Here is a 23,698-nt window from a genome sequence, read left to right as displayed (position 1 = left end):
GCAGGCTCGCTCCTACCAGTGAAGCTGCCTGGGGGTGTTAACCCCAAGCATAGTTCTTACTTGATGGTCAGGGCTTCCAGTTTGCCGCTGTTGCCATACACATAAATCGTGTCACCCACCACCAGCGGACGGGCACGCAGGCCGTCGCTGTCGATGCGCTCACGGCCGACGAAACGACCGTCAACCTGACTCAGCAGGTGCAGATAACCTTCCAGGTCACCTACTGCAACATAGCTGGAGAACACTTCCGGAGCCGACAGTTGACGACGAGCCAGCGAGTCGTTGCTCCACAGCGCGGTGGTGGAACGCTCGTCGACGCCTTCAACGGTGCCCGAGGAGAGGCTCACGTAAACGCTGCCGAAACCTTGGGCAATACCGGCATAGCTCGACGCATCGCGCTGCCAGAGTTGACGGCCGCTTTCCAGATCCAGTGCCGCCACGCGACCCTGATAGCTGGCCACGTACAGGGTGCCGGCGGACAGCAGCAGGCCGCCGTCGATGTCGACCACGCGCTCCAGTTCCGAACGACCCTGTGGAATCGCGATCCGTTGTTCCCAGACCGGCACGCCGTTGGAAATGTCCAGCGCGACCACTTTACCGGTGGACAAACCTGCCACCGCGAGGCGGTTGGTCACCAGCGGTGCACTGGTGCCACGCAGGGTCAGCACGGCCGGGGTGCTGTCATACACCCAGCGTTGCGTACCGGTGGCAGCATCCAGACCGATCAGACGATCGTCCTGGGTCTGCACCACTACGACGTCACCGTTGTTGGCCGGTGGCGCGAGGACTTCGCTGTTGACGCGTGTACGCCATTTCTCTTCACCGTTGCTGGTGTCCAGAGCGACGACTTCGCCACGCAGCGTACCGATCAGCACCAGACCGTAGCCAACGCCGACAGCGCCGGAGACAGGCAGATCAAGATCCTGCTTCCATTTCACGTCGCCATTGCCGCGATCCATGGCCATCACCACGCCGGTTACATCGGCGGCGTAGATGGTGTCACCGTCGATCGCCGGCACCAGCATGTTGTAGGTTTCGCCCTGACCGTCACCGATCGAACGACTCCACTGCTTGTGCAGAACCACTTCTTCTTTGAAGTCGGTCAGCTCGGCCGGTGGCAATTCTTTTTTGCTGTTGCTGCTGCAACCCGCGGCCAACAAGGCCAGAGCCAGCAATGCTGCATGCTTCCAACGGATCACGTCACGCATCCCCTTTGGCCAGGTCGTCGAGCTTGATTTGAAGGCCACCGACCGCCGCTTCATCCGACAGTGCTGCCTTGGCTTTTTGATACGCCTTGTTCGCGTCATCGGTACGGCCCAACTGCACCAGCAGGTCGCCCTTGAGTTCTTCGCGAGTGGCCAGGAACGCTTTGTCGGCGTCGCCGTCGAGCAGTTTCAGGGCGTCTTCGGCCTTGTTCTGCGCGCCGAACACCTGCGCCAGACGCTGACGGGCGATTTCGCCCAGCGCCGGGTTGGCCGGTTTGTCGACAATGGCTTTGAGCTCGGTCGCCGCGTCGTCCAGCTTGCCGCTGTCGACCGCCACTTTTGCCACGAACAGGCTGCCGTACTGCGCGTACGCGGTGCCGCCGAATTCGCTGTTGAGCTTGCCGGCCAGATCCGCAACGCGGGCCGCATCAGGCTTGCCGTCAGGCGTCAGCGTGGTTTCCAGCAGTTGCTGATAAAGCACCGAGGCGCCTTGCGACTGGTTGCTCTGATACTTGTGATAGGCCTGCCAGCCGAACACGATAACCAGTGCCAACAGGCCGCCGGTGACCAGAGGTTTGCCGTTGCGTGTCCACCAGTCCTTCAAATCCGCCAACTGTTCGTCTTCGGTACTCGACACCCCAATACTCCTTAATCGCTAAATCGGCTGTTTAGACAGCTTCAACCCTGCACGACGCAGGTGGCCAGGTGAGCGGCGAGCGCATCCCAGGCAATGCTTTGTTGTTCGCCCTGGCCACGCAGGGGTTTGAAACCTACCACTTGCTGGGCCATTTCGTCGTCACCCAGGATCAGTGCGTACAGCGCACCGCTCTTGTCGGCTTTCTTGAACTGGCTTTTGAAGCTGCCGGCGCCGGCATTGACTTGCAGACGCAGGTTTGGAAGCTGATCGCGGACACGCTCGGCCAGGGCCAGGCCGGCCAGTTCGGCTTGCTCACCGAAGGCGCAGAGGTAGACGTCGACCTGACGGGAGATTTCTTCCGGGATCTGCTCGAGGGTTTCCAGCATCAGCACCAGACGTTCGATGCCCATGGCGAAACCCACGCCGGTGGTCGGCTTGCCGCCCATCTGCTCGACCAGACCGTCGTAACGACCGCCCGCGCAGACAGTGCCCTGGGCGCCGAGCTTGTCGGTGACCCATTCGAATACGGTTTTGCTGTAGTAATCGAGGCCGCGTACCAGCTTCGGGTTGAGCACGTACGGAATGCCGACGGCATCCAGACGCGCCTTCAGGCCTTCGAAGTGGGCACGGGATTCGTCATCCAGATAGTCCGCCATCTTCGGCGCACCGACCAGCACCGCTTGAGTGTCGGCATTTTTGGTGTCGAGCACGCGCAGCGGATTGGTTTTCAGGCGACGCTGGCTGTCTTCGTCGAGCTTGTCGTGGTGCGCCGAGAGGTACTCGACCAGCGCTTCACGGTAACGACCACGGGACTCGCTGGTGCCCAGGCTGTTGAGTTCGAGCTTGACCGCATCACGGATGCCCAGCTCGCCCCACAGGCGCCAGGTCATGATGATCAGCTCGGCGTCGATGTCCGGACCGTCGAGGTTGAACACCTCCAGACCGATCTGGTGGAACTGGCGATAGCGGCCTTTCTGCGGACGCTCGTGGCGGAACATCGGGCCGATGTACCAGAGTTTCTGCACCTGGCCACCGCCGGTGATGCCGTGTTCGAGCACCGCACGCACGCACGCCGCGGTACCTTCCGGACGCAGGGTCAGGGAGTCGCCATTGCGGTCTTCGAAGGTGTACATCTCTTTTTCGACGATGTCGGTCACTTCACCGATCGAGCGCTTGAACAGCTCGGTGAATTCGACGATCGGCATGCGGATCTGCTTGTAACCGTAGTTATCCAGCAAACGCGCAACGGTGCCTTCGAAATAACGCCACAGCGGGGTCTGTTCGGGCAGGATGTCGTTCATGCCACGTATGGCTTGCAAAGACTTGCTCACTTTAAATCCTTAAATTCGTTCGGCGCTTCAGTCAGGCTCAGCCGCGCGCGATAACCGCTGCGTCAGCTTCGACCTTCTCGGCCGCTTTCTCGCGGATCAGCTTTTCCAGCTCGTCCACCAGATTGTCATTCGTCAGTTTCTGCGACGGCTTGCCGTCGATGTAAATCAGGTTTGGCGTACCGCCGGTCAAGCCGATATGGGCTTCCTTGGCTTCGCCGGGGCCATTGACCACACAACCGATCACCGCGACATCCAGCGGCACCAGCAGGTCTTCAAGACGCCCTTCCAGCTCGTTCATGGTCTTGACCACATCGAAGTTCTGCCGCGAGCAGCTCGGGCAGGCGATGAAGTTGATGCCACGGGAACGCAGATGCAAAGACTTGAGAATGTCGTAACCGACCTTCACTTCCTCGACCGGGTCAGCCGCCAGCGAGATGCGGATAGTATCGCCAATCCCCTCGGCGAGCAGCATACCTAGGCCCACGGCGGATTTCACTGTGCCCGAACGCAATCCACCGGCTTCGGTAATGCCCAGGTGCAGCGGCTGGACGATTTCCTTGGCCAGCAAGCGGTAGGCTTCGACGGCCATGAACACGTCAGAGGCCTTCACGCTGACCTTGAAGTCCTGGAAATTCAGGCGTTCGAGGTGCTCGACGTGACGCAGGGCGGATTCGACCAGGGCGGCCGGGGTCGGCTCGCCGTACTTCTTTTGCAGGTCTTTTTCCAGGGAACCGGCGTTGACGCCGATGCGGATCGGAATACCGCGATCACGGGCAGCATCGACCACGGCGCGCACGCGGTCTTCACGACCGATGTTGCCCGGGTTGATACGCAGGCAGTCCACACCCAGTTCGGCGACGCGCAAGGCAATCTTGTAGTCGAAGTGGATGTCGGCAACCAGCGGCACCTTGACCAGTTGCTTGATCTTGCCGAACGCCTCGGCGGCGTCCATGTCCGGTACCGAAACGCGGACGATGTCGACGCCGGCCGCTTCCAGACGATTGATCTGGGCAACGGTGGCAGCCACATCATTGGTGTCGCTGTTGGTCATGCTCTGCACAGCGATAGGCGCATCGCCGCCAACAGGTACGTTACCGACCCAGATCTTGCGCGAAACGCGACGTTTGATTGGAGATTCGCCGTGCATGACTTATTGACCCAACTTCAGGCGAGCAGTCTCGCCACTGGTGAACGGAGCGACATCGACCGGCTGGCCGTTGTAGCTGACCTGTGCGGCGCGGGCAACACCCAGGCGCACACTGAGCGGCGGCTTGCCGCTGACAGCCACGCTGTCGCCTTTATGCTTCAGACCGCTGAACAGCACTTTGCCACGGCCATCGGTGACTTGTGCCCAGCAATCGCCGGTGAATTGCAACTGAACCTGACCATCGCCGGCCGCCGGAGCCGCCACTTCTGCGGTCGGCGCAGGCGCTACCGGTGCAGTGACGGTTGGCGCAGGCGTGTCCGGAACAGCAGGTGCCGGAGTCGCCGCAGGGGCAACGACCGGCGCCGGGGTATGAACCGGTGCGGTTGGCGCTACCGCCGGCGCAGTTGGTGCCGTCGCCGGAGCAACAGGCTCGGCACCGGTCGATTCTGCGGTGGTTTCGGAGGGTGGCAAGGCCAGGGAAGTCGAGCTTTCGGCCTGGTTTTGCGCGACAGCCTGGTCTTCCGGCTCGTCGATCGGATGAATCTGGGTAGTGCCGTCGGCGCCTTCGACTTCGACGTGCTCCGGGGCCAGGGTGGTCAAATCCTTGATCCGCTGCGACGTCTGATCCTGCCACCAGACGAACCCGCCGCCGATGACCGCGATCAGCAACAACAGGCTGACGATACGCAAGATCGTGTGGGAGACCCGCACTGGCTCTTCGATACGGCCCAGGGCGTGGACGTTGCTGCCCTGGGAGTCGGTACCGGTGGACTGGTCGAATTGCTGAACCAGAACGGTCTGGTCCATGCCGAGCAATTTGGCATAGGCGCGAATGTAACCGCGAGCAAAGGTATGCCCCGGCAGCTTGTCGAAAGCGCCGGCTTCAAGATTGCTCAGGGAAGTCACGGTGAGGTTGAGCTTGAGGGCCACTTCGGCCAGCGACCAGCCATTGCTTTCGCGGGCCTGGCGCAGAGTCTCACCGGGGTTAACGCGATTCGCTGCTACAACTTCGGGATGCGCCGCTTTCATCATTGCTCCGACAGGTATTGCTGATATTCCGGCGTACCGGGATAGAGTCGTTTTAATTGCAGGCCGTAACTGGCGGCCTTGTCGCGATCTTCAAACACTTTTGCCAGCCGAACGCCGAGCAATAGACTACGTGCATTTTGCTCGGTTAGCAGGCTGAAACGGTCGTAATAGTCACGCGCGGGCACATAATGCCTGTCTTCGAAGGACAACTCAGCCATTTCCAGCAAGGCACGCGGTTGTTGACGATTCAGACGCAGAGCCTTTTCCAGCTGCTGCTGCGCCAGATCGCGCTGACCGAGCTTCGCCGCCGTCATGCCGAGGTTCTCGAACACTCGCGAACGCTCAGGATACAGGGTATCGGCGGCGGCCTGTTCAAAACGCTCGTAGGCTTCCTTGTAACGCTGTTCTTCGTAGAGAAAACTGCCGTAGTTGTTGAGGGTGCGCGCATCGGCGGGTCGGGAGGACAGGGCTTTGCGAAAGTGCTCGTCAGCCAGTTTCGGCTCCATTTCGGCCTGAAACACCAGCCCGAGGGCGGCATTGGCGTCAGGGTCGGAATCGTCAAGCTCCAGCGCCTTCTTCAGCGGCACCTTGGCCCGCTCGGTCATGCCCTGCTGCAAGTACCCCAGGCCCAACTGCACGTAGGCAGCCCGCGCTTCATCGCGGCCCTTGCTGGTCTTCATCGGGTTGTAGTCACCCGACAGGACACAACCAGCACACAGGCTGGCTATCAGCAACAGCAGCGCAAAGCGCAGGGACATAGAGATCCTCTCTTAGTTAGTGTTCGCGGCGTTCTGTGCCAGATCGCTGTCGGCGCTCAACTCACGCACGGCGATGTAACGTTCGCTGCGACGGGTGCGATCCAGCACCTGCCCTACCAATTGGCCACACGCGGCGTCGATGTCTTCACCACGGGTGGTGCGGACGGTGACGTTGTAACCGGCCTGATGCAGTTGATCCTGGAACCGGCGGATAGCGTTGTTGCTCGGCCGCTCGTACCCGGAGTGCGGGAACGGGTTGAACGGGATCAGGTTGATCTTGCACGGAATGTCTTTCAGCAACTCGATCATTTCCACGGCGTGCTCAAGTTTGTCGTTGACGTCCTTGAGCAAGGTGTACTCGATGGTCAGCACACGCTTCTCGCCGAGGGCGGACATGTAGCGCTGGCACGACTCGAGAAGCATCTTAAGCGGATACTTCTTGTTGATCGGCACCAATTGGTTACGTAATGCGTCATTCGGTGCGTGCAGGGACAACGCCAGGGAGACGTCGATGTGCTTGGCCAGCTCATCGATCATCGGCACCACACCAGACGTGGACAGGGTCACGCGGCGCTTGGAGATCCCGTAGCCGAGGTCATCCATCATCAGATGCATGGCGGCCACGACGTTGTCGAAGTTCAGCAGCGGTTCGCCCATGCCCATCATCACCACGTTGGTGATGGCGCGGTCGATGGTAGCCGGAACACTGCCGAAAGATTTGTTGGCAATCCACACCTGACCGATGACTTCGGCGGCAGTGAGGTTGCTGTTGAAGCCTTGCTTGCCGGTGGAGCAGAAACTGCAGTCCAGGGCACAGCCTGCCTGGGACGAAACGCACAGCGTGCCGCGTTTGCCCTGGGGAATGTACACGGTCTCGACACAGCTGCCGGACGCCACGCGCACCACCCACTTACGGGTGCCGTCGCTGGAGATGTCCTCGCTGACCACTTCGGGACCACGAACCTCGGCAATAGCCTTGAGCTTGTCGCGCAGGGCCTTGCTGACGTTCGTCATGGCGTCGAAATCATCGACGCCAAAGTGGTGAATCCATTTCATTACCTGACCGGCACGGAAACGCTTCTCCCCGATTGAGTCGAAGAATTTTTCCATTTCCGGCTGGGTCAGACCCAGCAGGTTTGTTTTAACAGTCGATGTAGTCATGGATTCACCTTCACTCTCAAGCCAATGCTTAGCGAGTGGTTACTTCAGTAGCTGCGAAGAAGTACGAGATTTCGCGAGCAGCAGCGGCTTCGGAGTCCGAACCGTGAACGGCGTTGGCGTCGATCGACTCAGCGAAGTCAGCACGGATGGTGCCGGCAGCAGCTTCTTTAGGGTTGGTAGCGCCCATCAGCTCACGGTTGCGAGCGATAGCGTTTTCGCCTTCCAGAACCTGAACAACAACCGGACCGGAGATCATGAAAGCAACCAGGTCACCGAAGAAACCACGCTCTTTGTGCTCAGCGTAGAAGCCTTCAGCTTCGGCTTTGGACAGCTGCTTCATTTTCGAAGCAACAACTTTCAGACCAGCCTTTTCGAAGCGGGTAACGATTTCGCCGGCAGCGCCTTTAGCAACGGCGTCAGGCTTGATGATGGAGAAAGTACGTTGAACAGCCATGGTGTAACTCCAGAAACGGTAATTTGCGAAAAATTAAACCCGCGAATTATACGCGGGTTCTTGGGTATTGCCTAACCTGCGAGGACGATCAGTCGACTTCTTCGATCCAGAGCGCCTGAACCGCTTCCAACACCTTCTCGCCGACACGGCCAGAGGTGTTGTCGAAGTCAGGCAGTTCCATGATCCATCGCTGCAGGTCGACGAAATTGACAGAAAGCGGATCTACATCCGGTTTGGCTTCGGCCAATTCTTCTGCAATGCGTTGAACATCATTCCAACCGTAGCTCATGACAGTCTTACCAGTCAGTGCGGCGCTTCAGCCGCATGGTTAAGCGAATATTTCGGGATTTCGACGGTGATGTCTTCTTCACCGACGATAGCCTGACAGGCCAGACGCGACTGCGCTTCAAGACCCCAGGCGCGATCGAGAAAGTCTTCTTCCAGCTCGTCCGCCTCTTCCAGCGAGTCGAAACCCTCGCGGATGATGCAGTGGCACGTGGTGCAAGCGCAGACGCCGCCACAGGCACTTTCCATCTCGATATGGTGTTCGTGGGCCAGTTCAAGAATAGATGTGCCGGGCGCAGCCTCGACCACCATGCCCTCAGGGCAAAACTTCTCGTGTGGCAGAAAAATGACCTGCGGCATCAGATATCCTCGATTTCATTCAGATTGCGCCCCGACAGAGCGGCTTTCACCGTCAGATCCATGCGGCGGGCAGCAAAAGCATCGGTCACTTGCGACAGACGCTTGGTCTGCTGCTCGATGGCGTAACCATCGGTGCCTTTCATCAGTTCAGTCAGTTCCTGCACCTGCAGGTCGATGACCATGCGCTCTTCGGCGTCGAGCAAACGCTCGCCATCGGCCTCCAGAGCGCCCTGCACCGCTTCGATCAGGCGCTGGGCATCGACTTGCTGCTCACGCAGAACACGGGCGACCTTGTCGTCGTTGGCGTGCTGGAACGAGTCCTTGAGCATCTTGGCGATTTCGCCGTCGGTCAGTCCGTACGACGGCTTGACCTGAATACTCGCCTCAACGCCCGAACCCAGTTCACGGGCGGACACGCTGAGCAGACCGTCGGCATCGACCTGGAAGGTCACGCGAATCTTCGCCGCCCCGGCCACCATTGCTGGAATGCCGCGCAGTTCGAAGCGTGCCAGGGAGCGGCAGTCGCTGATCAGCTCGCGCTCGCCCTGCAACACGTGGATCGCCATGGCCGACTGGCCATCTTTATAAGTGGTGAAGTCCTGAGCGCGAGCGACCGGGATGGTGGTGTTGCGCGGAATCACCTTCTCCATCAGCCCGCCCATGGTTTCCAGCCCCAGGGACAGCGGAATCACGTCGAGCAGCAGCAGTTCGCCGCCATCACGCTTGTTGCCAGCCAGCGTATCCGCCTGGATCGCGGCCCCGATGGCCACCACTTGATCCGGGTCGATTTCCGTCAATGGCTGACGACCAAAAGCTTCGGCGACCGCTTCGCGCACACGCGGCACACGGGTCGAACCGCCGACCATGACCACGGCGTGTACGTCTTCCAGTTCGATACCGGAATCGCGCACGGCACGACGGCAGGCTTTCAGGCTGCGGGCAACCATCGGTTCGATCAGCGCATCGAAGGCTTCGCGGGTCAACTGCGCTTTCCAGTCACCGTAGGCAACTTCAACGCTGGCGGCATCGGTCAGGGCTTCTTTGGCCGCGCAGGCGGTTTGCAGCAGATTGCGTTGTGCGCCTGGATCGAGATCGGCGGACAGGCCGGCGCTCTCGATGATCCAGCCGGCAATCGCGTGGTCGAAGTCATCGCCACCCAGAGCGCTGTCGCCGCCGGTGGCCAGCACTTCGAAAACACCGCCAGTCAGGCGCAAAATCGAAATATCGAAGGTGCCGCCGCCCAGGTCATAGATAGCAACCAGGCCTTCGGCATGTTGATCCAGACCATAAGCCACAGCGGCTGCGGTCGGCTCGTTGAGCAGACGCAGCACGTTCAGACCGGCGAGTTTTGCCGCATCCTTGGTGGCTTGACGTTGCGCATCGTCGAAATACGCCGGAACGGTGATCACCGCGCCAACCAGCTCGCCACCCAAAGTCGCTTCAGCACGCTGACGCAGGACCTTGAGGATATCGGCAGAGACTTCGACCGGGCTTTTCGGGCCCTGCACGGTGTCGATGAACGGCATGTGCGATTCGCCGCCGACAAAGCGGTACGGCAGTTGCTCGCCCAATTGCTTGACGTCGGACAGACCGCGCCCCATCAGGCGCTTGACCGACAGCACAGTGTTCAAGGGATCGGAGGACGCGGCCAGCTTGGCCGATTCGCCAACCTCGACGCGATCAGCGTGATAACGCACGGCGGACGGCAGGATGACCTGCCCGTCAGCGTCGGCCAGTGGCTCGGAAAGACCACTGCGCAACGCAGCGACCAGCGAATTGGTAGTGCCCAAGTCGATCCCCACAGCCAGACGACGCTGGTGCGGTTGAGGACTTTGGCCGGGTTCGGCGATCTGCAGTAGGGCCATCGTGATCAGGACTTATCTGTATATCAGGCGTGCGACCGGAGCGGCACTGGGTTAATCGTCGAGGCGCTCTTCTAACTGGCGCACTTCGTAGGTGAGCTTGTCGAGGAACTGCATGCGTCGCATCAGGCGCTCGGCCTGTTCGCGTTGCGCTGCATCATCCCAACAGGCTGCGAAGCTTTCGTTCAACTGTTCCTGAGCGACTTTCAGGCGCCGCTTGAACACAGCAACACCGTCAAGATCGGCGCTGTCCTGGAGGTCTTCGAGCTCTTCGCGCCATTGCATCTGCTGCAAAAGAAACTCGGGGTCGTGAACCGTGACCTCCATCGGCACTTCATGCCCACTGATGGTCAGCAGGTAGCGAGCGCGCTGGGCCGGACTCTTCAGCGTCTGATAGGCGTCGTTGAGCCGTGCAGACTGCTCGAGCGCCGACCGCTGCTCGCGCTCGGAAGCGTCGGCAAAGCGGTCAGGATGAACGCCGCGCGCCAACTCACGATAGCGCGTGGCCAACTGCTCGAGATCCAGGCGGAAGCTCGGTTGCAGCTCGAATAAAGCGAAATGACAAGGAATACCCACGACAAGCCTCAGATGTTGAAGCTTTCGCCGCAGCCACATTCACCGCGTACGTTGGGATTGTTGAACTTGAAGCCTTCGTTCAACCCTTCCTTGACGAAATCGAGCTCGGTGCCGTCCAGGTAAGCCAGGCTTTTCGGGTCGATGATCACTTTTTCGCCGTGACTCTCGAACACCTGATCCTCGGCAACCACCTCGTCGACAAACTCCAGCACGTAGGCAAGGCCGGAACAGCCTGTGGTGCGAACACCCAGACGAATCCCTTCACCTTTGCCGCGCCCGTCGAGGGAGCGTCGCACGTGTCGAGCAGCCGCTTCTGTCATGCTGATAGCCATCGTTGACTCCTTACTCGTCGCCCAATGCTTAGATCAAGCCTTTCTTCTGCTTGTAATCGCGAACAGCTGCCTTGATGGCATCTTCAGCGAGTACCGAGCAGTGGATTTTCACTGGCGGCAGGGCCAGTTCTTCGGCCAGCTGAGTGTTCTTGATGGTTTCCGCTTCGTCCAGGGTCTTGCCCTTCATCCACTCGGTGGCAAGGGAGCTGGAAGCGATTGCCGAACCGCAGCCGTAAGTCTTGAACTTGGCGTCTTCAATCACGCCCTGCTCGTTGACCTTGATCTGCAGACGCATCACGTCGCCGCACGCCGGCGCGCCGACCATGCCGGTGCCGACATCCGGATCTTCGGCATTCATCTTGCCGACGTTGCGCGGGTTTTCGTAGTGGTCGATGACCTTTTCGCTGTAAGCCATGATTCTCAATCCTCACTCATCAGGGCCGCTCTTCAGGCCCTGCAACTGCGCTGCGTAATCGCCGCGTCGCTACAGGATCTGTATCCGGCGGCTTCTATATTTAGTGTGCCGCCCACTCGATCTTCGAGATATCGACGCCGTCTTTGTACATGTCCCACAGCGGCGACAGAGCGCGCAGCTTGGTAACGGCCTCGCAGACTTTCTGCGCGGCGTAGTCGATTTCTTCTTCGGTGGTGAAACGGCCGAAGGTGAAGCGGATCGAGCTGTGTGCCAGTTCGTCGTTGCGGCCCAGAGCGCGCAGTACATACGAAGGCTCCAGCGACGCCGAGGTGCACGCCGAACCGGACGATACCGCCAGATCCTTGAGCGCCATGATCAGCGACTCGCCTTCAACGTAGTTGAAGCTCAGGTTCAGGTTGTGCGGAACGCGGGCGGTCAGGCTGCCGTTGACGTACAGCTCTTCAAGATGCTCGACCTGCTTGTAGAAGCGGTCGCTCAACGCTTTGATACGAACGTTTTCGGCAACCATGTCTTCCTTGGCCACACGGAACGCTTCGCCCATGCCGACGATCTGGTGGGTCGCCAGGGTGCCGGAGCGCATGCCGCGCTCGTGACCGCCGCCGTGCATGGTCGCTTCGATGCGCACACGCGGCTTGCGGCTGACGTACAGCGCGCCGATGCCTTTAGGGCCATAAGTCTTGTGGGCGGAGAACGACATCATGTCGACTTTCAGTTTCTGCAGGTCGATTTCGACCTTGCCAGTGGACTGAGCGGCGTCGACGTGGAACAGGATGCCTTTCGAACGCAGCATCTCGCCGATGGCGGCGATGTCGTTGATGGTGCCGATTTCGTTGTTCACGTGCATCACCGACACCAGAATGGTGTCGTCGCGCAGTTCGGCTTCGATCATCGCCGGGGTGATCAGACCGTCTTCAGTCGGCTCGAGGTACGTCACTTCGAAACCTTCACGCTCCAGCTGGCGCATGGTGTCGAGGACAGCCTTGTGCTCGATCTTGGAGGTGATCAGGTGCTTGCCCTTGGAGGCGTAGAAATGTGCCGCACCCTTGATTGCCAGGTTATCGGATTCGGTGGCACCGGAAGTCCAGACGATTTCGCGCGGGTCGGCGTTGACCAGATCAGCCACCTGACGACGGGCGTTTTCGACCGACTCTTCAGCTTTCCAGCCAAACACGTGGGAACGGGACGCCGGGTTACCGAAGTTTCCGTCGACCAGCAGGCACTCACTCATTTTTTGCGCAACACGCGGATCAACCGGGGTGGTCGCAGAGTAATCAAGGTAAATCGGCAATTTCATGGACTATCTCCTAAATCAGGGCTGGCGTGCCGCTAGCTCTTCGGCTGTCATTCGACGGCGGACGCTTCAATCTTGTCCAGGCGTGGCGCCTTGCTGTTGCAACGGCGCTGGTCCTGACGCTGGGCTACTTCTTGCACCTCACGGCGAGTCACAAGGTCAGCCAAGCTGATACCGCTCAGAAATTCGTGAATCTGCAGGCTCAGGTCGCACCACAGATGGTGGGTCAGGCAGGTGTCGCCGGAATGGCAATCGCCCTGGCCCTGGCATTTGGTCGCATCGACCGATTCGTTCACCGCATCGATCACCTGAGCGACCTGGATGCCCTGCATGTCGCGGGACAACTGATAGCCACCGCCTGGACCGCGAACACTGGAAACCAGGTTACTGCGGCGCAGCTTGGCGAACAGCTGTTCGAGATAGGACAGGGAGATGCCTTGGCGCTCGGAGATATCGGCCAGGGACACGGGCCCGTGCTGCGCGTGCAACGCCAGGTCAAGCATGGCAGTCACGGCGTATCGGCCTTTTGTAGTCAGTCGCATGGACAGTTACCACGGAGTTCGGAATGGGCGGGAGTATGCAATTCCCGAGCATTTAAGTCAACTATAAGACCTAGTGCTTTAGTCGGGTTTACCCGCAAAAGAGCGCGCGCATCATAGCAAAGGCTGGCGGCGTACAGCCAGCAGTACCGCGTGACGCTCATCGCGAGCAGACTCCCCCGACAGGGGAACGCTTTTGAAATGCAGAAGCAAGCCTGCTCGCGATGGCAGCGCTGCGGTTTAGCTGGCCTGACTCTGATCCTTGCCCTTCACGCAGGCGAAGTCTTCTTCACGCAACTCAGGCAAATCTTTCGCACAGTAATTGCTGCCCAGATCCTTCAGCGCGCCGCACATCCCTTCCAGCCGTCCGTCCACCGCTTGCAGGTGATCGAGCAACTGACCGATGGCACGTGCCACCGGGTCGGGCATGTCTTCGCTGACACCGTAGGCATCGAAACCGATCTTCTCGGCCATGGCCTTGCGCTTGGCGTCCTGCTCCTCGTCCGACTTGACGATGATTCGTCCCGGAATGCCGACCACAGTCGCGCCCGGCGGCACTTCTTTGGTCACCACCGCATTGGAACCGACCTTGGCGCCAGCACCGACCGTGAACGGCCCCAGCACCTTGGCCCCGGCGCCGACAACAACACCGTCACCCAGAGTCGGGTGGCGCTTGCCCTTGTTCCAACTGGTGCCACCGAGGGTCACGCCCTGATAAATGGTCACGTCGTCACCGATCTCGGCGGTTTCACCAATGACGATGCCCATACCATGGTCGATGAAGAAGCGACGCCCGACCTTGGCCCCCGGATGAATCTCGATGCCGGTCAACCAGCGACCGAAGTTCGACACCAGCCGCGCCAGCCATTTCAGCTCGTTGCGCCACAGCATGCCGGCCAACCGGTGAATCCAGATCGCATGCATGCCGGGGTAGCAGGTCAGGACTTCAAAAGCGTTACGCGCCGCCGGGTCTCGATGGAATACGCTCTGGATATCTTCACGCAAACGCTCAAACATCATTTAGTCCTTCCGCTTAAGAAGCTCACCACGGGCCGCCTTCTGGGTTTCCGTGAGGATGCCACGCAAAATATTCATTTCCGCCCGACTGACCGAGCTGCGTCCGTACAACCGGCGCAGGCGCGCCATCAAGTGCCGGGGCTTTTCCGGATCGAGGAATTCGATGGCGACCAGCGTCTGCTGCAGATGCTCATAAAAGCGCTCCAGCTCATCCATAGTCGCCAGCTCGGCACTTTTCACCGAAGCCACTTCTTCTTTCTCGATCTTGCTCGGCTGACCTTGTGCCGCCAGCCAGGCCATGCGCACTTCATAGCTCAACACCTGCACCGCTGCCCCGAGGTTCAGCGAACTGAACTCTGGATCGGAGGGGATGTGCACGTGAAAGTGACATCGCTGCAGCTCTTCATTGGTCAGGCCGGAATCTTCACGACCGAACACCAGGGCGATTTGCGCGCCCTGCCCGGCTTCCTCGACCACTTTGCTGCCGCATTCGCGTGGATCGAGCAGTGGCCAGGGAATGCGCCGGTCACGGGCGCTGGTGCCAAGCACCAGATTGCAGCCGACCAAGGCGTCTTCCAGGGTGGCGACGACTTGCGCGTTTTCAAGGATGTCACCGGCACCCGAAGCTCGAGCATCGGCTTCGTGATGCGGAAATACCCGCGGCTCGACCAGTACCAGCCGCGACAGACCCATGTTTTTCATGGCGCGCGCGGCCCCGCCGATGTTGCCGGGGTGGCTGGTGTTGACCAGGACGACACGAATGTTCTGCAGCAAGGGAGGCGCTCTCGGACACGGGAAAGGGGTGCAAATCTTACAGAACAGCCTACCGTTAAGCTATGAAAGCGAACAGCGTCCTTCACCTGAAGAAAAGTTCTGATAGAATGCGCGGCTTTCTTTAACAACCTTAGGTGACACATCCATGCAGCCCATGCTGAATATCGCGCTGCGCGCCGCCCGCAGCGCCAGTGAACTGATCTTCCGCTCCATCGAGCGCCTGGATACCATCAAGGTCGACGAAAAAGACGCCAAGGATTATGTATCCGAGGTCGATCGCGCCGCCGAACAAAAAATCATTGATGCCCTGCGCAAGGCTTACCCGAATCACTCGATCCAGGGTGAAGAGACTGGTCTGCACGCCGGTACCGGCATCGAAGGCGAAGAGTACCTGTGGATCATTGATCCGCTGGACGGCACCACCAACTTCCTGCGCGGCATTCCTCACTTCGCTGTCAGCATTGCCTGTAAATACCGTGGCCGCCTGGAACACGCTGTTGTTCTGGACCCGGTTCGCCAGGAAGAATTCACTGCCAGCCGTGGTCGCGGCGCTCAACTGAACGGTCGTCGTCTGCGCGTCAGCGGTCGTACCAGCCTCGACGGTGCACTGCTGGGCACTGGCTTCCCGTTCCGTGACGACCAGATGGACAACCTCGACAACTACCTGGGCATGTTCCGCGCCCTGGTTGGCCAGACTGCCGGCATCCGCCGCGCCGGTTCCGCCAGCCTGGACCTGGCCTACGTGGCCGCCGGTCGTTTCGATGCGTTCTGGGAATCGGGCCTGTCCGAGTGGGACATGGCTGCAGGCGCCCTGCTGATTCAGGAAGCCGGCGGCCTGGTGAGCGACTTCACCGGCGGTCACGACTTCCTTGAAAAAGGCCACATCGTTGCCGGCAACACCAAATGCTTCAAGGCCGTCCTGACGGCGATCCAGCCGCACCTGCCGGCTTCGCTGAAGCGCTAAGCTTCCCGCGAAACGCAAAAAGCACCCTTCGGGGTGCTTTTTTTATGCCTGGAATTCGACCTCTACCACACCACTCCTACAGGGGATTTGTTGCGCGGCCTAAATGGCGGGCACAAAAAAAGCACCCCGCAGGGTGCTTCTTTTTAAAACTGTCGGCCCTTACTGAGCCGGCTCATTCTGCGACAGAATCAACTTGCCTTCCTTGTCGACCGGAATCTGATTGCCCGGATCACGATCCATCCGCACTTTACCTTCCTTGCCATCGAGCGAGTAACGCACGTCGTAGCCGACGACCTTGTCACTGATGTCATTGACCGTGTTGCAGCGGGTTTGCGTGGTGGTGTAGGTGTCACGCTCCTGCATGCCTTCCTGCACCTTGTTACCCGCATAACCGCCACCGACCGCACCCGCTACCGTGGCAATCTTCTTGCCGGTGCCGCCGCCAATCTGATTGCCCAGCAAACCACCTGCCAGCGCACCCACAACGGTACCGGCAATCTGGTGCTGATCTTTTACCGGTGCCTGACGAGTCACTGTCACGTCCTTGCACACTTCACGTGGAGTCTTGATCTGTGTTTTGACCGGCTCAACGGCCAACACTTGCGCATACTCAGGGCCGCTTTTAACCAGGCTGTAGGTGGCAACAGCACCCCCGGCAGTCACACCGACAGCACCCAATACCGCACCAACCAGCAACGACTTGTTCACATGAACCTCCTGACCATCACATGCGGGACGCGCCCGCGCTTCTCCCAGCCTTGGAGCATAAAAAAAGGCGCGAGTTCAACTCGCGCCTTTTTTGGCTGACAGCTGGAAAAAAGCGATGGCCGTTATGGACGGTCGTCGACTTCCTTTTCGGTGTTGGCCGGTGGAATCAGGTCTTCAGTGGTCAGGTTCAGCCAGATCAGCACCACGTTCGCGATGTAGATCGAGGAGTAAGTACCCGCCAGCACACCGATGAACAGGGCGATGGAGAAGCCGAACAGGTTGTCGCCACCGAAGAACAGCAGCGCCGCGATCGCCAGCAACGTGGAGATCGACGTCGCCATGGTGCGCAACAGGGTCTGGGTGGTCGAGATGTTGATGTTCTCGATCAGCGAAGCCTTGCGCAACACGCGGAAGTTCTCACGAACCCGGTCGAACACGACGATGGTGTCGTTCAGCGAGTAACCGATGATCGCCAGCACTGCCGCCAGCACCGTCAGGTCGAAGGTGATCTGGAAGAACGACAGGATACCCACGGTCACGATCACGTCGTGGATCAGCGAAACGATGGCGCCGACCGCGAACTTCCACTGAAAGCGGAAAGCCAGGTAGATCAGGATGCCGCCGAGCGCCAGCAGCATGCCGAGGCCGCCCTGGTCGCGCAGCTCTTCACCGACCTGCGGACCGACGAACTCGACGCGCTTGACCGTTGCCGGGTTGTCGCCGCCGACTTTCTGCAGCGCGTCCGCGACTTGATGGCCCAGCTGCGGGTCTTCACCCGGCATGCGCACCAGCAGGTCGGTGGTTGCACCGAAGTTCTGCACCACGGCTTCGTGGTAACCGGAAGCCACCAGTTGCTCGCGCACCTTGGTGACATCCGCCGGACGCTCGTAGGTCAGCTCGATGAGCGTACCGCCGGTGAAGTCCAGGCCCCAGTTCATGCCCTTGTGGAAGACGCTGAAAATAGCCAGCAACGTGAGAAACACTGTGACGCCGAACGCGAAGTTGCGAACGCCCATGAAGTTGATTGTACGTAACATGGCAGCCCCTTAAATCCACAACTTCTTGAAGTCACGACCGCCGAAGATCAGGTTGACCATCGCGCGGGTCACCATGATGGCCGTGAACATCGAGGTAAAGATCCCGAGGGACATGGTCACTGCGAAACCCTTCACCGGGCCGGTGCCCATGGCGAAGAGGATGCCGCCGACCAGCAGAGTGGTCAGGTTGGCGTCGAGAATCGCGGTGAATGCCCGGCCGAAGCCTTCGTTGATTGCACGCTGCACGGTCATGCCGGCGGCGATCTCTTCACGGATCCGCGAGAAGATCAGCACGTTGGCGTCGACCGCCATACCCATGGTCAAGACGATACCGGCGATACCCGGCAGGGTCAGCGTTGCCCCCAGCAGCGACATCAGCGCCAGCAGCAGGACCATGTTCACCGCCAGTGCCACGGTGGCGATCACACCGAAGAAGCGGTAGATGGCGATGATGAACAGCGAGACGAACAGCATGCCCCACAGCGATGCATCAATACCCTTGGTGATGTTGTCAGCACCCAGGCTCGGACCGATTGTGCGCTCTTCAGCGAAGTACATCGGCGCGGCCAGACCACCGGCACGCAGCAGCAGTGCCAGTTCGGACGATTCGCCCTGGCCGTTCAGGCCAGTGATACGGAACTGCGCACCCAGCGGCGACTGAATGGTCGCCAGGCTGATGATCTTCTTCTCTTCCTTGAAGGTCTGTACCGGCACGTCTTTCTCGACGCCGCCCACAACCTGCTTGGTGTAAGTGGTGACCGGACGCTGTTCGATGAAGATCACCGCCATGCTGCGACCGACGTTGGAGCGGGTCGCGCGGCTCATCAGCTCGCCACCGTGACCATCCAGACGGATGTTCACTTCCGGAGTGCCGTGCTCGCCGAAACCGGCCTTGGCGTCAGTCACCTGGTCACCGGTGATGATCAGGCCACGCTCGATCTGTGCCGGTGGACGATTGCCTTCACGGAACTCGAAGGTTTCGGAAGTGGCTTTCGAAGCACCTGGCTCAGCCGCCAGACGGAACTCGAGGTTGGCCGTCTTGCCGAGGATACGCTTGGCTTCGGCAGTGTCCTGCACGCCCGGCAGCTCAACCACAATGCGGTTGGCGCCCTGACGCTGGACGATCGGTTCGGCAACACCCAGTTCGTTGACGCGGTTACGTACCGTGGTCAGGTTCTGCTTGATGGAGTATTCACGGATTTCCGCCAGCTTGGCCGGGGTCATCGCCAGACGCAGCACCGGTTGACCGTTGAGGTCGGCCGGAACAATGTCGAAATCGTTGAAGTTCTTGCGGATCAGTGCACGGGCCTGTTCGCGGGAGTCTTCATCGCTGAAGCCCAGCTGAATGGCACCGCCCAGTTGCGGCAGGCTGCGATAGCGCAACTTCTCTTTGCGCAGCAGGCTCTTGACGTCGCCTTCGTAGACTTTCAGGCGTGCGTCGAGGGCTTTGTCCATGTCCACTTCCAGCAGGAAGTGCACACCACCGGACAAGTCCAGACCCAGCTTCATCGGGTGCGCGCCCAGATTGCGCAGCCATTGCGGGGTGGTTTGTGCCAGGTTCAGCGCGACGACGTAGTCATCACCCAATGCCTTGCGCACAACGTCTTTGGCCGGCAGCTGATCTTCAGCCTTGGTCAGACGGATCAGACCGCCCTTGCCGCCCGCCGCCAGTGTGGCAGCCTTGACGTTGATCCCGGACTCTTTGAGCGCGGTGCTTACGCGATCCAGATCGGCCTGATTGACCTGCAGGGCCGTGCTGGCACCGCTGATCTGAATGGCCGGATCATCGGGGTAAAGATTGGGAGCGGAATAAATCAGACCGATCGCCAGCAACGCCAGGATCAGAATGTATTTCCACAGAGGATATTTGTTCAGCATCACGCCGCCCGTTATGAACGCGGGGCGCCTTGCGCGCCCCGTCGATTGAGTAGAAGTTGTTACCTTTAGATCGCTTTCAGCGTGCCTTTTGGCAGCGTGGCAGCGATGGCGCCCTTCTGGAACTTCATTTCCACGGTGTCGGAAACTTCCAGAACCACGAAGTCATCGGCCACTTTGGTGATCTTGCCGGCGATGCCGCCAGTGGTCACAACTTCGTCGCCTTTCTGCAGGCTGCTCAGCAGGTTCTTCTGCTCTTTGGCGCGCTTGGCCTGTGGACGCCAGATCATCAGGTAGAAGATGACCAGGAAGCCGACCAGGAAAATCCACTCGAAGCCGCCACCCATTGGGGCTGCAGCAGCCGGTGCAGCTGCGTCAGCCATGGCGTTAGAGATAAAAAAGCTCATTTAGCACTCCAGTTGCAAATGTTGAATCTTGGGGTCAGAAAACTCAGTCCAAAGGCGGAACGGGGAGCCCGCGTTTGGCGTAGAAGGCATCGACAAAGGCGGCCAATGTACCCTGTTGAATAGCCTCGCGCAAACCAGCCATCAGCACCTGATAATGGCGCAAGTTATGGATGGTATTGAGCATGCTGCCGAGCATTTCGCCGCACTTGTCCAGGTGATGCAGATAAGCGCGGGAGAAGTTCTGGCAGGTATAGCAATCGCAGGTCGGATCCAGCGGCGAATCATCATGGCGATGGAACGCGTTACGGATCTTCAGCACGCCTGTATCAATGAACAGATGCCCATTGCGGGCATTACGGGTTGGCATCACGCAATCGAACATGTCCACACCGCGGCGCACACCCTCAACCAGATCTTCCGGTTTGCCAACGCCCATAAGGTAACGAGGTTTGTCAGCCGGCATCATGCCCGGCAGATAATCCAGCACCTTGATCATCTCGTGCTTCGGCTCGCCCACCGACAGACCGCCGATGGCCAGGCCATCGAAGCCGATCTTGTCGAGGCCTTCCAGCGAGCGCATGCGCAGATCCTGGTGCATGCCGCCCTGAACGATACCGAACAGCGCCGCGGTGTTGTCGCCATGCGCGTTTTTCGAGCGCTGAGCCCAACGCAGCGACAGTTCCATGGATACACGGGCGACGTCTTCGTCAGCCGGGTACGGCGTGCATTCGTCGAAGATCATCACGATGTCGGAACCGAGATCGCGCTGCACCTGCATCGACTCTTCCGGGCCCATGAACACTTTCGAGCCATCGACCGGCGAGGCGAAGGTCACGCCTTCCTCCTTGATCTTGCGCATCGCGCCCAGGCTGAACACCTGGAAGCCGCCGGAGTCGGTGAGAATCGGGCCTTTCCACTGCATGAAGTCGTGCAGGTCGCCGTGCTCTTTGATCACCTCGGTGCCCGGGCGCAGCCACAGGTGGAAGGTGTTGCCCAGAATGATTTCCGCGCCGGTGGCCACGATGTCACGCGGCAACATGCCCTTGACCGTGCCATACGTGCCCACCGGCATGAAGGCCGGGGTCTCGACGGTGCCACGGGGGAAGGTCAGACGACCACGACGGGCCTTGCCATCGGTGGCAAGCAGCTCGAACGACATACGACAGGTGCGACTCATACTGTTTCCTCAGGGCCGCGCGGCGCGGGATTACGGGTGATGAACATCGCATCACCGTAGCTGAAAAAGCGGTACCCGTTGTCGACGGCGGCCTTATAGGCGGCCATGGTTTCGGGATAACCGGCGAACGCCGAAACCAGCATCAACAGCGTGGATTCGGGCAAATGGAAATTGGTGACCAGCGCATCGACCACATGGAACGGCCGGCCCGGGTAGATAAAGATATCGGTGTCGCCACTAAACGGCTTGAGCACACCATCGCGCGCGGCACTTTCCAGCGAACGCACGCTGGTAGTGCCCACGGCAATCACCCGACCACCGCGTGCACGGCAGGCGGCTACGGCATCGACCACATCCTGGCCGACTTCCAGCCACTCGCTGTGCATGTGGTGATCTTCGATTTTGTCGACGCGCACCGGCTGGAACGTACCCGCGCCGACGTGCAGCGTGACGAACGCGGTCTCGACGCCCTTGGCGGCAATCGCCTCCATCAGCGGCTGATCGAAATGCAGCCCCGCCGTCGGCGCCGCCACCGCACCGAGACGCTGGGCGTACACGGTCTGATAGCGCTCGCGATCGGAGCCTTCGTCCGGGCGGTCTATATAGGGAGGCAACGGCATGTGCCCGACACGGTCGAGCAGCGGCAAGACTTCTTCATCGAAGCCCAGCTCGAACAACGCGTCGTGACGCGCAAGCATCTCGGCTTCGCCACCGCCGTCGATAAGGATCTTCGAACCCGGCTTCGGCGACTTGCTGGAGCGCACATGGGCCAGCACGCGATGCGAATCGAGCACCCGCTCGATGAGGATTTCCAGCTTGCCGCCGGACGCTTTCTGCCCGAACAGCCGCGCCGGAATCACCCGGGTATTGTTGAACACCATCAAATCGCCCGAGCGCAAATGCTCAAGCAAATCAGTGAATTGACGGTGTGCGAGGGCGCCGCTGACACCATCAAGGGTCAACAGGCGACTACCGCGACGCTCGGCCAAAGGGTGGCGGGCGATCAGCGAATCAGGAAGCTCGAAGGTAAAGTCAGCAACGCGCATGATGGGGTTCGTCTAGCAGGGCCGGAAAGTCTAGCGGAAATATCGAAAATTGACCATGAAACGTGATTGACCAACGGTAATCACCTCTCTATACTTCGCCGCCATTGAGCCCTGATGGCGGAATTGGTAGACGCGGCGGATTCAAAATCCGTTTTCGAAAGGAGTGGGAGTTCGAGTCTCCCTCGGGGCACCAAAATCAAGAAAGGTCTTGCTTAGCAAGGCCTTTTTTTTCGTCTGTCGGAAAGTGCCCGCTGTTCATTCGACGGCCACCCGCTCAAGCGAGAATTCCAATGCTCCAAACACAAGCTCAAAGTCTGCTGGCGATCTCTTCCCACATGTAGTCGTAGTTGTATTTCAGCCAACGAACCTGCAACTTGTCGAACTGCCTGCGTGACCATCTACGCTGCCGCGCCGCGCACCTTTCCTCTATTTCGATCCTGAGCCAATCAGGGTCAAAACCCGTCCAGACAGTGGGCAAAGCCGCCGCAATGTTTGTAAAGCACACTGGCGCGACATCTGAATAAAAAATCTCGTAGAGCACCGCTGGATCGACGCCTTTGAGCTGACGTGCGATGTAATCGTAATCAGTGGGAAAATGGTTGAACGGTTCGGACAGTGCGGCTCTGACATTTGTCAGTTGTGGTTCAGTCAGAAAATGTCCCAACGCGAAATCTCCTCCAGCACTTCATCTAGCGAGTCCGCCAGCAGTCCTCCCACAGCCCCGCCCGACGACTGATCGCACCAAGGCCACTGCAATTGCGCAGAGACGAGCGCCAGGACCGCCTGCACCGGCCAGGATGCCTCCAGAGCCCTCTCTCTCCCACGATGATGCCTTGCCGAGCCGCCCCCTTTAGGTTTGTTATCAAATCGCCAGGGCAGCGACCACGAGAACGCCAAGCTTTCCCATGATCACCATTTTCTTTGTGCCTTTCGTGAACTTGGCATCATCCCGACCGACAGCTTCCAGAATCGCTTACATGCCGATAAGGTCGAGGTGCCAGTGATCGACTTCGTTGACGAGGGGTCGCACTGCTGAGGATGTGGGATAAGCCCCAGGCGGGTTACAAAGCGATCGGCTAACGTATGGCTGACCCCATGGTCACCATGGACCTCAGAATGCTTTTTTCGAGGGCAAAACAAAACCCCAACTGCTTTCGCAATTGGGGTTTCGGAATTTAATCTTGACGATGACCTACTCTCACATGGGGAAACCCCACACTACCATCGGCGATGCATCGTTTCACTTCTGAGTTCGGGATGGGATCAGGTGGTTCCAACGCTCTATGGTCG

At 59.6% G+C, this 23,698-nt stretch carries 26 protein-coding genes, 1 tRNA gene and 1 rRNA gene; 2 read left to right on the top strand and 26 right to left on the bottom strand.

Annotated features, from left to right (window positions below; all coding sequences use genetic code 11):
* Nucleotides 1-56 precede the first annotated feature (56 nt).
* From bamB to trmJ, 18 genes are all read right to left on the bottom strand, one after another.
* Nucleotides 57-1,208, bottom strand: a complete 1,152-nt coding sequence (bamB, locus tag PseuLF5_RS23700) for an outer membrane protein assembly factor BamB (RefSeq protein ID WP_340134829.1) — start codon at nucleotides 1,206-1,208, stop codon at nucleotides 57-59.
* Nucleotides 1,201-1,842, bottom strand: coding sequence for a YfgM family protein (locus PseuLF5_RS23695; protein WP_123466039.1), 642 nt, complete (start codon nucleotides 1,840-1,842; stop codon nucleotides 1,201-1,203). Before PseuLF5_RS23695 ends, bamB begins: the two co-directional genes overlap by 8 nt.
* A 41-nt stretch (nucleotides 1,843-1,883) precedes the next feature.
* A complete protein-coding gene (gene hisS, locus PseuLF5_RS23690; RefSeq protein WP_123466037.1) occupies nucleotides 1,884-3,173 on the bottom strand; it encodes a histidine--tRNA ligase in 1,290 nt (429 codons plus the stop codon).
* A 37-nt stretch (nucleotides 3,174-3,210) separates the two neighbouring features.
* Nucleotides 3,211-4,320, bottom strand: coding sequence for a flavodoxin-dependent (E)-4-hydroxy-3-methylbut-2-enyl-diphosphate synthase (gene ispG, locus PseuLF5_RS23685; RefSeq protein WP_025109215.1), 1,110 nt, complete (start codon nucleotides 4,318-4,320; stop codon nucleotides 3,211-3,213).
* 3 nt (nucleotides 4,321-4,323) lie between these two features.
* On the bottom strand, nucleotides 4,324-5,349 hold the full coding sequence (locus tag PseuLF5_RS23680) for a RodZ family helix-turn-helix domain-containing protein (protein WP_340134828.1): 1,026 nt from the start codon (nucleotides 5,347-5,349) through the stop codon (nucleotides 4,324-4,326).
* Nucleotides 5,349-6,107: a type IV pilus biogenesis/stability protein PilW gene (gene pilW, locus PseuLF5_RS23675; protein WP_123466033.1), complete on the bottom strand. Its 759-nt coding sequence runs from the start codon at nucleotides 6,105-6,107 to the stop codon at nucleotides 5,349-5,351. Before pilW ends, PseuLF5_RS23680 begins: the two co-directional genes overlap by 1 nt.
* 12 nt (nucleotides 6,108-6,119) lie before the next feature.
* The gene (rlmN, locus tag PseuLF5_RS23670) at nucleotides 6,120-7,268 is read right to left on the bottom strand and encodes a 23S rRNA (adenine(2503)-C(2))-methyltransferase RlmN (RefSeq protein ID WP_123466031.1); all 1,149 of its coding nucleotides are present in this window, start codon (nucleotides 7,266-7,268) and stop codon (nucleotides 6,120-6,122) included.
* Nucleotides 7,269-7,296: 28 nt separating this feature from the next.
* The gene (ndk, locus tag PseuLF5_RS23665; RefSeq protein WP_003227894.1) at nucleotides 7,297-7,722 is read right to left on the bottom strand and encodes a nucleoside-diphosphate kinase; all 426 of its coding nucleotides are present in this window, start codon (nucleotides 7,720-7,722) and stop codon (nucleotides 7,297-7,299) included.
* An 88-nt stretch (nucleotides 7,723-7,810) separates the two neighbouring features.
* Nucleotides 7,811-8,011, bottom strand: a complete 201-nt coding sequence (iscX, locus tag PseuLF5_RS23660; protein WP_027619659.1) for a Fe-S cluster assembly protein IscX — start codon at nucleotides 8,009-8,011, stop codon at nucleotides 7,811-7,813.
* Between the two features lie 14 nt (nucleotides 8,012-8,025).
* Nucleotides 8,026-8,367 carry an ISC system 2Fe-2S type ferredoxin gene (gene fdx / locus PseuLF5_RS23655; protein WP_025109219.1) on the bottom strand — a complete coding sequence of 114 codons (342 nt, stop codon included), beginning with the start codon at nucleotides 8,365-8,367 and terminating at the stop codon, nucleotides 8,026-8,028.
* Complete coding sequence (gene hscA / locus PseuLF5_RS23650) at nucleotides 8,367-10,232, bottom strand: Fe-S protein assembly chaperone HscA (protein WP_186748231.1); 1,866 nt, start codon at nucleotides 10,230-10,232, stop codon at nucleotides 8,367-8,369. The genes fdx and hscA overlap by 1 nt, the downstream gene beginning before the upstream one ends.
* 51 nt (nucleotides 10,233-10,283) lie before the next feature.
* Entirely contained in the window at nucleotides 10,284-10,805 is a 522-nt protein-coding gene (gene hscB / locus PseuLF5_RS23645) for a co-chaperone HscB (RefSeq protein ID WP_003227901.1), read from the bottom strand.
* A gap of 8 nt (nucleotides 10,806-10,813) precedes the next feature.
* On the bottom strand, nucleotides 10,814-11,137 hold the full coding sequence (iscA, locus tag PseuLF5_RS23640) for an iron-sulfur cluster assembly protein IscA (protein ID WP_003227904.1): 324 nt from the start codon (nucleotides 11,135-11,137) through the stop codon (nucleotides 10,814-10,816).
* Between the two features lie 28 nt (nucleotides 11,138-11,165).
* Nucleotides 11,166-11,552, bottom strand: coding sequence for a Fe-S cluster assembly scaffold IscU (gene iscU, locus PseuLF5_RS23635; RefSeq protein ID WP_003248539.1), 387 nt, complete (start codon nucleotides 11,550-11,552; stop codon nucleotides 11,166-11,168).
* A gap of 100 nt (nucleotides 11,553-11,652) precedes the next feature.
* The gene (locus PseuLF5_RS23630; RefSeq protein ID WP_123466025.1) at nucleotides 11,653-12,867 is read right to left on the bottom strand and encodes an IscS subfamily cysteine desulfurase; all 1,215 of its coding nucleotides are present in this window, start codon (nucleotides 12,865-12,867) and stop codon (nucleotides 11,653-11,655) included.
* Between the two features lie 47 nt (nucleotides 12,868-12,914).
* Nucleotides 12,915-13,406, bottom strand: a complete 492-nt coding sequence (gene iscR / locus PseuLF5_RS23625) for a Fe-S cluster assembly transcriptional regulator IscR (RefSeq protein WP_003227911.1) — start codon at nucleotides 13,404-13,406, stop codon at nucleotides 12,915-12,917.
* Between the two features lie 237 nt (nucleotides 13,407-13,643).
* On the bottom strand, nucleotides 13,644-14,420 hold the full coding sequence (gene cysE, locus PseuLF5_RS23620) for a serine O-acetyltransferase (protein ID WP_025109222.1): 777 nt from the start codon (nucleotides 14,418-14,420) through the stop codon (nucleotides 13,644-13,646).
* 3 nt (nucleotides 14,421-14,423) lie between these two features.
* Complete coding sequence (gene trmJ, locus PseuLF5_RS23615) at nucleotides 14,424-15,194, bottom strand: tRNA (cytosine(32)/uridine(32)-2'-O)-methyltransferase TrmJ (RefSeq protein ID WP_123466023.1); 771 nt, start codon at nucleotides 15,192-15,194, stop codon at nucleotides 14,424-14,426.
* A 145-nt stretch (nucleotides 15,195-15,339) separates the two neighbouring features.
* Here trmJ and suhB point away from each other — a divergent pair, with 145 nt between their 5' ends.
* The gene (gene suhB, locus PseuLF5_RS23610) at nucleotides 15,340-16,158 is read left to right on the top strand and encodes a type III secretion system regulator SuhB (RefSeq protein WP_016773320.1); all 819 of its coding nucleotides are present in this window, start codon (nucleotides 15,340-15,342) and stop codon (nucleotides 16,156-16,158) included.
* A gap of 159 nt (nucleotides 16,159-16,317) precedes the next feature.
* Here the strand turns inward: suhB and PseuLF5_RS23605 are convergent, their stop codons facing one another.
* From PseuLF5_RS23605 to queA, 6 genes are all read right to left on the bottom strand, one after another.
* Nucleotides 16,318-16,866 carry a glycine zipper 2TM domain-containing protein gene (locus PseuLF5_RS23605; RefSeq protein ID WP_007916907.1) on the bottom strand — a complete coding sequence of 183 codons (549 nt, stop codon included), beginning with the start codon at nucleotides 16,864-16,866 and terminating at the stop codon, nucleotides 16,318-16,320.
* 122 nt (nucleotides 16,867-16,988) lie between these two features.
* Nucleotides 16,989-17,903, bottom strand: coding sequence for a protein translocase subunit SecF (secF, locus tag PseuLF5_RS23600; RefSeq protein ID WP_123466021.1), 915 nt, complete (start codon nucleotides 17,901-17,903; stop codon nucleotides 16,989-16,991).
* Nucleotides 17,904-17,912: 9 nt separating this feature from the next.
* Nucleotides 17,913-19,781: a protein translocase subunit SecD gene (gene secD / locus PseuLF5_RS23595; RefSeq protein ID WP_123466019.1), complete on the bottom strand. Its 1,869-nt coding sequence runs from the start codon at nucleotides 19,779-19,781 to the stop codon at nucleotides 17,913-17,915.
* Between the two features lie 65 nt (nucleotides 19,782-19,846).
* Complete coding sequence (gene yajC, locus PseuLF5_RS23590) at nucleotides 19,847-20,185, bottom strand: preprotein translocase subunit YajC (RefSeq protein ID WP_222834343.1); 339 nt, start codon at nucleotides 20,183-20,185, stop codon at nucleotides 19,847-19,849.
* Nucleotides 20,186-20,228: 43 nt separating this feature from the next.
* Nucleotides 20,229-21,344: a tRNA guanosine(34) transglycosylase Tgt gene (gene tgt, locus PseuLF5_RS23585; RefSeq protein ID WP_161794909.1), complete on the bottom strand. Its 1,116-nt coding sequence runs from the start codon at nucleotides 21,342-21,344 to the stop codon at nucleotides 20,229-20,231.
* Between the two features lie 14 nt (nucleotides 21,345-21,358).
* Entirely contained in the window at nucleotides 21,359-22,408 is a 1,050-nt protein-coding gene (gene queA / locus PseuLF5_RS23580; RefSeq protein ID WP_340134827.1) for a tRNA preQ1(34) S-adenosylmethionine ribosyltransferase-isomerase QueA, read from the bottom strand.
* Nucleotides 22,409-22,516: 108 nt separating this feature from the next.
* Here queA and PseuLF5_RS23575 point away from each other — a divergent pair.
* Nucleotides 22,517-22,601: transfer RNA gene (locus PseuLF5_RS23575), tRNA-Leu, on the top strand.
* Nucleotides 22,602-22,715: 114 nt separating this feature from the next.
* On the opposite strand, the gene PseuLF5_RS23570 is transcribed toward PseuLF5_RS23575, so the two are convergent.
* Nucleotides 22,716-23,072 (bottom strand): DUF7079 family protein, encoded by a 357-nt coding sequence (locus PseuLF5_RS23570; protein WP_340134826.1) that lies wholly within the window; start codon nucleotides 23,070-23,072, stop codon nucleotides 22,716-22,718.
* 515 nt (nucleotides 23,073-23,587) lie between these two features.
* Nucleotides 23,588-23,698, bottom strand: a 5S ribosomal RNA gene (gene rrf / locus PseuLF5_RS23565); the annotation flags it as partial.

The sequence above is a fragment of the Pseudomonas sp. LF-5 genome (assembly GCF_037626295.1).
In the GTDB taxonomy this organism is placed as follows: domain Bacteria; phylum Pseudomonadota; class Gammaproteobacteria; order Pseudomonadales; family Pseudomonadaceae; genus Aquipseudomonas; species Aquipseudomonas monsensis.
The sequence above is the reverse complement of the archived record's forward strand: the minus strand, read 5'-3'. Positions and strand labels throughout refer to the sequence as shown.